The following is a 12,654-nucleotide window of genomic DNA, read 5'->3' on the forward strand; positions in this document are numbered from 1 at the left end:
TTCATCGCCACGCCATACAAAACCTCGGAGTTTCCGGGTGTTTTCGGGTAGTTCGGCTTCAGGATAAATTTCACCATCAACATTATTGAAAAAGGTAATGGTTTCGATGGTTTTTCCGTCAAGAATCATATTGATTTTACTGCTCGAATTCTTGTTAATACCAATCAGTTCTTGTTCGTCATTTCGTAAATAATAAATAACTTCTGTGTTTTTTACAATATCTACTTCATACAGTTTATTGTCTCGAAATTTCCCATAGAGATTGAGTCCTTTTACCTGATTATAGCCAGTTCCAATGGTGTCTTTGGATATTATAAAAGCATTGTTGAGCACTTTTAAAGAATCGAGTTTTTCTGTTTGATTATTTCCAATTAGATGCATTACGTCGCCAGTTAATTGGTTATCAAAATTCCATAAAATTGGTCTTCCAATGAGTTGTGTCAATCCGTGTTTTTGATCAGAATGAAGTGAATCACATTTTCCGCTCATGTCGGTTTTAAAAAAGCGTACGTTGTTGTAACCGCGAATAATTCGTTCGCCTTGTTTACCTGTTACAACCAATCTTTTTCCGTGAATAAACATCGAATCTTGTTCCATCAAAGTACGAACAGAAGCTCTTTTGGTAATGAAAAGCGAATCTTTATTACGGTAAACTTCTCCGTAATGTCCTTTAATAATTGCTTTATTTATCGAATCGGTGATTTTTACATTTCGGGTTGCCGATGCAAATTCTTGATTTCTATCATAATACAAACTGTCGCCTTTAATCAATCGATCGTTGTATTTTATGTAGGAGTTTTTTACAAAATGCGCTTTGTTTTTCTTGGTATCATAAAACCCTTTTTCGGTGTAAATGAAATTCTCTTTACCAGTTATTGTTGATGGTCCGAAAAGATAAGAGTGACCCGAATTAGTGTAATAATCCAAATGATTTGATTTAATAACATATTGCGGATTCGTTAAAACAACGGATGTTAAAAACTGATATTTCTTTTGAGTTAGATAATATCTACCCGATTTACTTTTTAAGGTATTTTCTTTATTGACAATGGTTCCGTTAGAATTATAATAGGCTTCTTGTTTTACTCTATCAAAATTTATGGTATCGGTTACCAACGACATTTCTGGCGAACGCATCACGACATTTCCAGTGGCAAATGCTTGTTTTACGTTTCCGTTATATTCGGCATATTTTCCATTTAGATATAAGGTGTCGCCTTGAACCATTTGTACATCGCCAAATGCCTTAATGTAGTTTTCATTTTTATAATAATAGGCTTTATTACAAGTTAAAACCACGCCATCATGAACAGCACGAACATTTCCTGTCAATAAAAATGCGCCTGGAAGTTCAATTTCGTTTAAATCAGAAAAATCGGAATTCTCGATTACAATTGTGCTTGTTTTTTGTGCGAAAGCATTTGAAAAACTCAATAAAAGCAATCCGACAAAGAAGATGTATTTTTTCAAGGGTTGTATTTTTAAGCAAATTTATAAAAATAGAGCCAACTCAAATGGTTATTAAGATTTTTTTATTACATGTTATAAATGTGCGTCAAATTTTTATATTTGTTGAATGAGTTACCTAAACAACTTCAAAATGAAAAGAGCTATAGTATTTGCAATGATAACACTAGCGTTATCGGCATGTTCTCAAACAAAAAATACCAATCAAATATCAAAAAATAAAAAAGTTACCGTTGTGGAAAAGAAGAAGGTGGTTTATCAAGTTTTTACAAGATTGTTTGGAAATCAGAATACTACCAACAAACCTTGGGGAACAATTGAGGAAAATGGCGTTGGAAAATTTAATGATTTCACCGATACAGCTTTAACCGAAATTAAGAATTTAGGAGTTACACATATTTGGTACACTGGCGTTCCGCACCATGCTTTGGTAAACGATTATACTTCAATTGGAATTTCTAATGATGATCCAGAAGTGGTTAAAGGTCGCGCTGGTTCGCCTTATGCGGTGAAAGATTACTATAATGTCAATCCAGATTTAGCAGTAAATCCGTCAAAACGTTTGGAAGAATTTGAAGAGCTAATTGCAAGAACTCATAATAATGGTTTGAAATTACTAATTGACATCGTACCCAATCATATTGCTAGAAAATATGAAGGTAAAAATAATCCAAGTGGCGTTCGCGATTTTGGTGCCGATGACGATACATCTGTTGAATATGCTCGTGACAATAACTTTTATTACATTCCAGGACAAGCTTTTCAAGTGCCAACATCGGATAATTACAAACCTTTGAATGGCGAAAAAAATCCATTAATTAATGGCAAATTTGATGAAAATCCTGCAAAATGGACCGGAAATGGTTCGCGATTAGCAAAACCCGATATCAATGATTGGTACGAAACAGTAAAAGTAAATTATGGTGTTCGTCCTGATGGTTCTAAAGATTTTCCAGAATTGCCAGCTGGTTTTGATACAAAATCTTATACAGATCATTTTGAGTTTTGGAAAGATAAAAGTGTTCCGAGTTCTTGGATAAAATTCCGAGATATTGCTTTGTATTGGACTGCAAAAGGCGTTGATGGTTTTAGATATGACATGGCCGAAATGGTTCCGTATGAATTTTGGAGTTATATGAATTCGGCGATTAAGATGAAAAATCCGGATGCTTTTTTGTTGGCAGAAGTTTATAATCCGGACGAATATAGAAATTACATCCACTTAGGAAAAATGGATTATTTGTATGATAAAGTGGCGACTTATGATCATTTGAAAGACGTAATTAAAGGAAAAAAATTGCCTGATGGACTTTCTGATATTCAAAAAAGTATGGCAGATATCGAACATCACATGTTGCACTTTTTAGATAATCACGATGAGCAACGATTGGCAAGTCCAGAATTTGCTGGAACGCCAGAAAAAGGAAAACCACTTATGGTAGTTTCTACAACGTTAAGTACATCACCAACAATGATTTATTTCGGACAAGAAGTTGGCGAAGCTGGAAATGAAAATGGCGGATTTGGTACTCGTTCTAGAACTTCAATCTTTGATTACGTTGGAGTACCAAATCACCAACGTTGGATGAATGGCGGGAAATTTGACGGCGGACAATTATCGGAATCAGAAAAAAATCTTCGTGATTTCTACAAACGATTATTGAATTTTTCTCTTGAAAGTGATGCTTTGATGGGCGAATTTCAAGAAATCCAATCGGTAAATAGAGCAGAAACTGAAGGTTATGATTCAGGAATTTATTCTTTTGTACGTTGGTCTGAAAATGAAAAGTTGATTGTAGTAGCTAATTTTTCTTGGGTAACTAAAAGTAATTTCGATTTAAAAATTCCTTCTGATGTAATTGCAAAATGGAATTTAAAAGATGGAAATTATGAAGTTATTGACCAATTGTACGGAAGTATAAAGACAATGGTTGTTGAAAACGGAATAGGAATAATAAAATTGGTTTTAGGCGCAAGCGAAAGTTTTATTTTAAAGATGTAATTGACAAATAAAGTTTTGCACTTAAACAATTGTTATTAAACTGTTTAATAGTGTTAAAATTTCGTTGCGATAAAATGTGTTGCTTAAGTTTGTTTATTAAAACTACTAGACAATGCAAATGATCATATTTTTTTCAATGTTATTAAATCCAATTTTATTGTTTGATTTTTCTAAAGATAGTAACTTATCTAGTTGGAATGTAGTTGATGATGGCGTTATGGGTGGCATTTCATCAAGTGATTTTTTCGTTGACTCAAATGGAAATGGTACCTTCAAAGGAACAGTTTCTACAGAAAACAATGGTGGATTTTGTTCGGTGCGTCATTTTTTTAATCCTATAAAGTTATCAGATAAAAGTGTTTTTAAAATCCGTTTAAAAGGTGACGGTAAAAAATATCAATTTAGAGTTAAGAAAAATCAGAGCGATTATTATTCTTATATCTACGAATTTCAAACATCAACTGAATGGGAAACGATTGAAATTCCTGTAAATAAATTATATGCTTCTTTCAGAGGTAGAACACTTCAACTTCCTAATTATGATGGTCAAAGCTTGGCGGAAATAGCATTTCTAATAGGAAATAAGAGAAATGAAAATTTCGAATTACTTGTAGATAAAATTGAGGTTGAATGATTTTTTCATTCGCAATCAAATATAGAATATAATATTAGAGTTTTATTGTAGTTTCGGATTGCAATCCATGCTATCAACTGCGGAACATTTTAACGCTATCTGGTATTTGTTTAATAAATGGTCAAGTACATGTAAGTGAACCGACTTTAAAAGTCGAAAATGGAGTAGGAGTTTTGAACGTAACTATTGGTTTGAGCGAGAGTTTTGTGTTTAAATTGTAAAAAAATTATTTTATTATAGTAGAAATAATTATACTAGGTTTTACTCCTGAAGTATTTTTCTCTGGTTCAATTACTAGAATTTCCATTCGGGAAATATTTTTAGGATCAATTTTATATTCATCATGATTTTCAGTTAATAAATCATTTATCATAACATTTACACTGTCGGCTTTTTTTATAGATTCGTTTTTCTCTTTAACTTGTTCTATAAATTCTTTTAAAGTAATTTTTTGACTTTCTTGTGCACAAATTGTATTGCAAAGTAAAAGAAATAAGATTGTAGCAAAGGTCTTTTTTAGCATCGTATTTTTATTAAAAATCCCAAATTTCAGATGGAATTTGGGATTTTATATTTTTAGAATTTATTTAAGTATCGTTTGTTTTCTATCTGGTCCAACAGAAACAATTTTTATTGGAACTTCGACTTCTTTTTCTATAAATTCGATGTATTCTTTTAGTTCTTTTGGTAAACTTTCATAAGTTGTTAATCCAGTTAAATCGGCTTTCCAACCTTTGAATTCAGTGTAAACTGGTTGAACGTTTTCTTCTTCAATATTATAAGGTAAGTGTTGAATAACTTCTCCTTTATAGTTGTAAGACGTACATACTTTTAACGTTTCAAATCCCGATAAAACATCGCCTTTCATCATCATTAATTGCGTAACACCATTTACTTGAATGGCATATTTTAACGCTACTAAATCCAACCAACCGCAACGTCTTTTTCTTCCTGTTACGCTTCCAAATTCGTTTCCAACGCTTGCCATCATATCGCCAGCAGCGCCAAAATCTTCTGTTGGAAATGGTCCAGAACCAACACGAGTTGTGTAGGCTTTGAAAATTCCGTAAACTTCTTTGATTTTATTTGGAGCAATTCCTAAACCTGTACAAGCTCCGGCAGCAGTGGTATTTGAAGAAGTAACAAATGGATACGTTCCAAAATCTACATCTAATAATGAACCTTGTGCACCTTCGCAAAGAATTGATTTTCCTGCTTTTTGTGCTTGGTTTAAGTATTCTTCGCTATCAATAAAATCTAATTTTTTTAAATCTTCAATAGCTTCAAAAAATTCTTTTTCTAATTCTGGTAAATTGTACTGAATGGCAACATCGTAGAACTTAATCATTTCTTCGTGTTTGTTTGCCAAAGCGCGGTATTTTTCTTTAAAATCGGCTAGTTCAATATCTCCAACACGAATACCGTTTCTACCAGTTTTGTCCATGTAAGTTGGTCCAATTCCTTTTAAAGTAGAACCAATTTTAGCTTTACCTTTAGAAGCTTCAGAAGCCGCATCAAGCAATCTATGCGTTGGTAAAATTAAATGTGCTTTTCTTGAAATGATTAATTTCGATTTGATGTCCAAATTAAATTTGGCTAAACCGTCAATTTCAGTTTTGAAAACTACAGGATCAATTACAACGCCATTTCCAATTACGTTGATGTTGTTATCGTGAAAAATTCCAGAAGGAATAGTTCTTAGAACGTGTTTTATTCCATCAAATTCTAAGGTATGTCCAGCATTTGGTCCGCCTTGAAAACGAGCAATAATGTCATATTTAGAAGTTAGAACGTCAACGATTTTTCCTTTTCCTTCGTCACCCCATTGTAATCCGAGTAGTAAATCTACAGTCATTGTTTTTGTATTGTGTGTTGTTGTTTATTTATTGTTGAGACAAGGCATTGCCTTGTCTTTACTTGAGACAAGGCACTGCCTTGTCTCTACGGTTTTTTATTTGCGTAAAAATATAAAGAGTGATTGGTGATTTCTATACCAAAAATATCTTCAATTGTTTTTTTGATGGTTTGAATTCGTGGATCGCAAAATTCAATTACTTCACCCGAATCGGTCATGATGATATGATCGTGTTGCTTATCGAAATACGATTTTTCGTAATGCGCTTGATTTTGCCCAAACTGATGTTTTCTAACCAATCCGCAATCTAAAAGCAATTCTATCGTGTTGTACAAAGTGGCACGAGAAACACGATAGTTCTTGTTTTTCATTTTGATGTACAAGTTTTCTATATCAAAATGCTCTTCGCTATTGTAAATTTCTTGCAAAATAGCATAGCGTTCAGGAGTTTTTCGATGTCCTTTGTTCTCAAGATAAGCTGTAAAAACATTCTTAACAGTTTCTTGATTTTTAGTATTATCGTTAGCAATTAGTGTCATATCTGGCAAAGGTAATTAAATTTGTCGGAATGTCAAAAGTCTTAAAGTCAAAAGTCTTAAAGTAGTATTATCATGATTTAAACTTAATTATGGCAATTTTATTTTTTATTTCAATTGTAATTAAATCTGAAATTTTTATTTTTTTATGCGGAACTTTATCTGTTAAATCTATTACAATTTGTTTTAGCCTAAATTGTTCTTGTTTTTTTATGTAGCATATTATTTCAAATCCATTTATGCTGAGTTTTTTTTTATGTACCGAGCCGCCAAAATTTAAAATACATTTTTTTAGATTTTCAAACTCTTCTTTTTCTAAATTTAGCTCGATAGATTTAAGAGTATTAAATTTTCTTGGATATTTTTTTCCACCAGATAATTTTGCATTAAATTGAGAATAAGTCATTTCTGAACTAATTTCTTGATCTGAAAAGCCCAAAAAAGATAAATACTCTTTTTGATATTCAAGTAAAACAACATCAGTATGATTGTTTAAATAATTTGATTTTAAACTTTTGTACCAAGGCATTTTTATGCTATCATAATTTATGTAAGTGGTATCTATTTTGTTGGAATTATTTTTGAAATGTTGCAGTTGATCTATTTTTCGAGTTTTAAATTCAATCCCAATATCGCCAAATGTATCTCCAGACAAAGTAGTGTTCATTGGTTTAAAAAATTCTATTGTTGCTGCTTTTCCTATAAAATATTTTCCAGTATAAGATTCTTTATCAGTTGTAGAACTATTTTCTTTGCAAAAAAACAAAGTGTCTGTTACAAATGAATTTTCAAATAGATTCGAATAGGAAAGGGAATCTATAGTTGTGTAAATTGTGTTAATATCTATTGCTATTTGTTTGGGTTTTATTTGTCCAAATGCAAAAAGTGGAATTATTAAAAAAAGATATTTAAATGACCAATTCATTAATTTTTATTTTCTCGTGACACTTTATCAATTCCATCAATTTTTTTAATGTTGTCCATTAGTTTTTTCAGGATGGTATTATTTTGAACTACAACCGTTACTTGACCATTAAAAATTCCTGCTTCGCCACTCAAGGAAATACTTTGAATATTTACGTGCATTTGATTTGAAATTACTTTGGTTAACTCATTAGTTAATCCCAAAGTGTCCATTCCGGTGATTCTTAAAACGGCTCTAAATTCTTGTTGTGAAGAGTCAACCCATTTGGCTTGCATAATTCGGTAAGCATAATTAGATTGCATACTTATAGCATTTGGGCAATCTTTTTTGTGCACTTTTATGCCTTCATTTATCGTTACAAATCCAAATACTTCGTCACCAGGAATTGGATTACAACACGATGATAATTTATAATCCAATCGGTCTTGATCTACTCCAAAAACCAATAAATCGTATTTATTAGTTATTTCTTGTCGGTGAATTTCTTCAGAATTGGTAGTTGGAGAACGTTTGATTTTATTCTTAAAGAAGTTGATTAATGTATTGCTTTTTTGAGCTGCATAATCTTTCAACTGTTGATTTTCGATCGATCCAATTCCAACGCGATAAAACAAATCTAAGCTTGTTTTTAATTTGAAGAAATTCACCAATTCGTTAACCACATTTTCATTTAAAGTAATTTTTAAATGTTTTAGTTTTCGAGTTAGTAATTCTTTTCCTTCTTCGCCAATTTTCTTGGTATTCTCGTTGAGAACGTTTCTAATTTTATTTTTGGCTCTTGATGTGGTAACATAATCGAGCCAGTTTATTGTTGGTTTTTGATTTACAGAAGTAATAATCTCAATTTGATCACCACTTTTTAGTTCGTAATTTAATGGAACTAATTTTCCGTTAACTCGTGTTCCTCTGGTTTTAATTCCGATTTCTGAGTGAATGCTGAAAGCAAAATCTAATGAAGTTGCTCCTTTTGGAAGTGATTTAATTTCACCTTTTGGCGTAAAAACGAAGATTTCTTTAGCATACAAATTCATTTTGAAATCTTCCACAAAATCTACCGCATTGGTTTCTGAATTTTCTAAAGCTTCTTTTAGTAAATTCAACCAAACATCCAAACCATTTTCTTCGGTAACACCTTGTTTGTATTTATAATGTGCTGCGTAACCTTTTTCGGCAATTTCATCCATGCGTTCACTTCGAACTTGAATTTCTACCCAACGGCCTTTTGGTCCCATGACGGTAATATGAAGTGCTTCGTATCCGGTTGATTTTGGTGAAGAAATCCAATCGCGCAAACGACTCGGACTTGGTCTATAATGATCAGTTACTATCGAATAGATTTTCCAAGCCAAGAATTTTTCTTCATGTTGGTTGGATTTGTAAATAATTCGAAGCGCAAATTTGTCGTAAACTTCATCAAAACTCACGTTTTGAGCCAACATTTTTCGTCGAATAGAATAAATTGATTTTGGTCGACCTTTTATTGTGTAATCAACACTTTCTTCGTTTAAGGATTTTTTTAAAACATCAGAAACTAACTTGATGTATTCGTCTTGTTCTTCTTTAGTTTCTTTCATTTTGCTTACAATATCATTGTAAACGGCTGGTTCTGTATATTTTAATCCTAAATCTTCTAGTTTTGTTTTGATGTTGTACAATCCCAATCGATGGGCAAGTGGCGCATAAATGTATAACGTTTCCGATGCAATTTTCACTTGTTTGTAATCGGGCATCGAATCCATCGTTTGCATGTTGTGCAATCTATCGGCGATTTTTATCAAAATTACACGAACATCATCGTTCAAAGTCAATAGCATTTTACGGAAATTTTCCGCTTGCATTGAAATGTTCATGTCTTTTTTAACTTGAGAAATTTTGGTTAAACCTTCTACAAGTTGCGCAATTTTAGGATTGAATTGTTTTTCAATATCTTCAATTGTTATTGGCGTATCTTCAACAACATCGTGAAGTAAAGCCGCAGCAATACTTGTTGGACCGAGTCCAATTTCTGAAGCAACGATTTTGGCAACACCAATTGGGTGAAAAATATAGGCTTCACCAGATTTGCGTCGTTGGTCTTTGTGCGCATCAACGGCCACATCGAACGCTTTTCTAATTAGTTTTTTATCTTCTGGCGTAAGTGTTTGATAACTAATACGTAGTAATTCTTTGTACTCGCGAGCTAATGCTTTCTTTTCTTCTTCTAAATCGATTTCTATCATGGCCTAATCTTCAATTAGCTAAAAATAAGAATAAGAAATGAATTGTGCAAATTGTATATAACAAATTCGACAATAATTATGATACGATAAGTAGGATATTATTTTTGCTGAATTAAAATCCGCGTTGTCTTTTGGCTTCAAATAATAAAATGGCTGAAGCTACCGAAACATTCATAGAATCGATCTCGCCTTGCATTGGAATAATCACGTTTTGTGTAGCAGCATCGCGCCAAGCTTGAGTTAAGCCAGTTGCTTCTGTGCCAACAACTAATGCAGTTGGAATAGTATAATCTTGTGTGTGATAGAAGTTGGAATTCTGCAATGTCGCACCAAATATGGCAATATTTTTTTCTTTTAGAAATTGAATTACGTCTTCGGTTGAACCTGTTGCAATTTGATTGGTAAATAAACAACCTACGCTTGAGCGAACAATATTTGGATTGTATAAATCAGTTTTCGGATTGGCGATAATTACGGCATCGATATTTGCAGCATCACACGTTCGAAGCATTGCTCCAATATTTCCAGGTTTTTCTATTGATTCCATTACTAAAATCAATGGGTTTTCGGGCAATTTTAAATCTTGTAATGCTAAGGATTTTGTTTTTGCAACAGCAATAATTCCTTCGGTTGTATCGCGATACGCTAGTTTTTGATAGACTTCTTTATTGATTTCTATCAAATTGATTTGCGATTTTGATAGTTTAGAAAGTTGTTCTTCTGAAATTAATTCGGGTAAAAATAACACCGTTTCCAATTCGTAATTTCCTTTTATGGCAAGTTCGATTTCACGTTTTCCTTCAATTAAGAAAGTACCCGATTGTTTTCGAGATTTCGCTTTTTCTTGCAATTGAACTAACGATTTTATAAACGGATTTTGAGAAGAGGTTATTTGTTTCAATGGAAAATTACTTGATTTAGGTTGCTAAATTACAGAGTTTTTTAGAAATGACCATCTTAAAATGATGTATCGTTATTTTTCGAGGTATAAAAATCCGGTTAGTGGTTGCGGATAATCGGGATCGTTTAAGAAAAGTAAGTAGTAATAAGTACCTTTTGGAGAAAGTTCATTATCTAATTTAAATCCTTTTGTAGAAAATCCGTCCCAATCATCGGTTTGATTATTTCCTTGCCACACTAATCTTCCCCAACGGTTGTAGACTTCCAATTCGAAATTTACAAAAATATCCCAAAGACCTTTTATAAAAAACGTTTCATTGTAATTGTCATTATTTGGAGAAACATAATTATAAACGGTTGGTGGACAATTTCTCACATTTAACAAAAAAGAGGTAATTGCAAAACAGTTTTCATTTTCAACTCGAATAAAAATTTCTTTTGGAGTTGCAGTTGCTAAATAATTTGTTGTGTTCAAAATTGCATTCACGTCATTTTCTGCATCTTCATTCGATTCGTAATAACCAATAAAAGTATCTGTTGGATTTGCCAAAACTAATTCGTCATAATTTCCAAAATCAAATGTTCCGCTGGTTAATCCTTGATTACAGCTAATTATGGGTTGTAACTCATTAAAACTTGGAGAACTATTGAACGTTATAATTTCTTGATCGGTGTTGTTATTTTCTAACAATTCGGTTACAATTCCAGTTCCGGTTCCATCATCATCGACTACAAATAGAAGGTTAAATCCATCTGGAATAGTATCGGGAATTTCAATAGTGACTTGACTGCTCCAACTTCCATCGATAGGAATTGGCAATGTAGTTTCTGTATATTGAATGAACTCACCATTAGCATAAATTGCGATTGGTGTTCCTGACTGAAGTTCATTTGTACTTAAAGTATTGTAAACTGTGAAATTAACTTGAATCAATCTCGAATTACATTCTTCAATAATTTCGTCAATACTTATAGTTGCATCGGGTAATTGGCTATTTAATTTGGTGACAACCGCATTAATCATGACAAAATCTTGACTTGATGTAAGCTGAATTAGTGCCGATGAATCACCAATTTCGATATTATTTTCTATGTTATAAATATCCAAATCCATGTTGTACAACGTTGTGCTTCCTGTAAGACTATTTGTTCCATTAAAGGCATTATTTGCTGGGTTTAATGGCGGATTACTGATAACATTTCCATTTATAGTAAGCGTTTCTCCTACTGCAATATTTCTGTCGCCTTCCCATGCTACAAAACCAATTTTAGCATCGGCATTGTCAATAACATTGAGACTACTTAGATTAATTGTTAGCGCTGTTGGAACACTCTGTAAACCATCATAAATATTAAGTTGATTGAGAGGCAAAGCGTCATTTCTATAAACAATTACGATTGCCCAACCTGCAAAATTGGTTCCGTTTACACAATAATTGTTTGGATTTAAAAAACTAGAAACATCAAGATTTGATAATGTATAACTACCAGAACCAGTTGCTGAAACGAGCGAAGTTACATTTGCAAAAGCACTAAAAAAAGGCAATCCTGAATTTGCCCAAGTAAGCGCAAAAGTTCTTTCGGCAACAATTGGTGTTCCGTTTAAATTTACGTTGAAATCTCCTGTTCCAGAACCAGCCCAATACAAATAGGCACTTTCTACAACATCGCCCGGATTTAAGTTATAAGTCGCCGATGAACTGGTTAAAATTACACAAGGATCAAAAGCCGTATTTTCGGCAACATTCATGGTGTTTCCTATAAAAGTAAAATCGTAACGACCATTGAATTGATTGTATAAAGCTACATTTTGCCCGTAAATTGAACAAATGGATAGTAAAAAGATACTAAAAGCCCAATAAATGTCTCTTATACACATCTNNGTTTAAAAATAGTCATTTATTTTTAATTATAACTATTTTTGAAATTGGTTTTGTCAATCAAGTCGTTTAAACTTTTTTCAATTGGTTGTAAAATTGTATTTTTATCCCATATTTCATCTTTTTTTAATTCCGTAGTACAACGATGCAATGAAAAAAAGCTAAAATCTGAAACAAAAACCCTAATTTTTCGTTTCAATCATAAAAGTTTAAACAACTTCAATAAATAATTCCGT

General features: G+C 32.3%; 10 protein-coding genes. 2 read left to right on the forward strand and 8 right to left on the reverse strand.

The window, feature by feature from the left end; translation table 11 throughout:
- Positions 1-1,470, reverse strand: a 1,470-nt coding sequence (locus tag DIU01_RS06625; protein ID WP_290832728.1) for an OstA-like protein, incomplete at its 3' end; no start/stop codon positions are given.
- A 130-nt stretch (positions 1,471-1,600) separates the two neighbouring features.
- On the opposite strand from DIU01_RS06625, the gene DIU01_RS06630 reads away from it, so the two are divergent.
- Positions 1,601-3,469 (forward strand): alpha-amylase family protein, encoded by a 1,869-nt coding sequence (locus tag DIU01_RS06630; RefSeq protein ID WP_290832730.1) that lies wholly within the window; start codon positions 1,601-1,603, stop codon positions 3,467-3,469.
- A gap of 112 nt (positions 3,470-3,581) precedes the next feature.
- The gene (locus DIU01_RS06635; RefSeq protein WP_290832732.1) at positions 3,582-4,103 is read left to right on the forward strand and encodes a CIA30 family protein; all 522 of its coding nucleotides are present in this window, start codon (positions 3,582-3,584) and stop codon (positions 4,101-4,103) included.
- Between the two features lie 226 nt (positions 4,104-4,329).
- Here DIU01_RS06635 and DIU01_RS06640 read toward each other — a convergent pair whose 3' ends face one another.
- The 7 genes from DIU01_RS06640 to DIU01_RS06670 form a co-directional block, all read right to left on the reverse strand.
- Positions 4,330-4,626, reverse strand: coding sequence for a hypothetical protein (locus DIU01_RS06640; protein WP_290832734.1), 297 nt, complete (start codon positions 4,624-4,626; stop codon positions 4,330-4,332).
- A gap of 60 nt (positions 4,627-4,686) precedes the next feature.
- Positions 4,687-5,958, reverse strand: a complete 1,272-nt coding sequence (locus DIU01_RS06645) for an adenylosuccinate synthase (RefSeq protein ID WP_290832736.1) — start codon at positions 5,956-5,958, stop codon at positions 4,687-4,689.
- Between the two features lie 86 nt (positions 5,959-6,044).
- A complete protein-coding gene (locus tag DIU01_RS06650; protein ID WP_290832738.1) occupies positions 6,045-6,497 on the reverse strand; it encodes a Fur family transcriptional regulator in 453 nt (150 codons plus the stop codon).
- 70 nt (positions 6,498-6,567) lie between these two features.
- Positions 6,568-7,419 carry a DUF5829 family protein gene (locus DIU01_RS06655; RefSeq protein ID WP_290832740.1) on the reverse strand — a complete coding sequence of 284 codons (852 nt, stop codon included), beginning with the start codon at positions 7,417-7,419 and terminating at the stop codon, positions 6,568-6,570.
- Positions 7,419-9,638, reverse strand: a complete 2,220-nt coding sequence (locus tag DIU01_RS06660; RefSeq protein WP_290832742.1) for a RelA/SpoT family protein — start codon at positions 9,636-9,638, stop codon at positions 7,419-7,421. The genes DIU01_RS06655 and DIU01_RS06660 overlap by 1 nt, the downstream gene beginning before the upstream one ends.
- Before the next feature lie 112 nt (positions 9,639-9,750).
- Positions 9,751-10,539 carry an RNA methyltransferase gene (locus DIU01_RS06665; protein ID WP_290832744.1) on the reverse strand — a complete coding sequence of 263 codons (789 nt, stop codon included), beginning with the start codon at positions 10,537-10,539 and terminating at the stop codon, positions 9,751-9,753.
- Positions 10,540-10,611: 72 nt separating this feature from the next.
- Positions 10,612-12,417: a gliding motility-associated C-terminal domain-containing protein gene (locus tag DIU01_RS06670; RefSeq protein ID WP_290832746.1), complete on the reverse strand. Its 1,806-nt coding sequence runs from the start codon at positions 12,415-12,417 to the stop codon at positions 10,612-10,614.
- Positions 12,418-12,654: the final 237 nt, after the last annotated feature.

The sequence above is a fragment of the Flavobacterium sp. genome (genome assembly GCF_003525665.1).
Lineage (GTDB): Bacteria > Bacteroidota > Bacteroidia > Flavobacteriales > Flavobacteriaceae > Flavobacterium.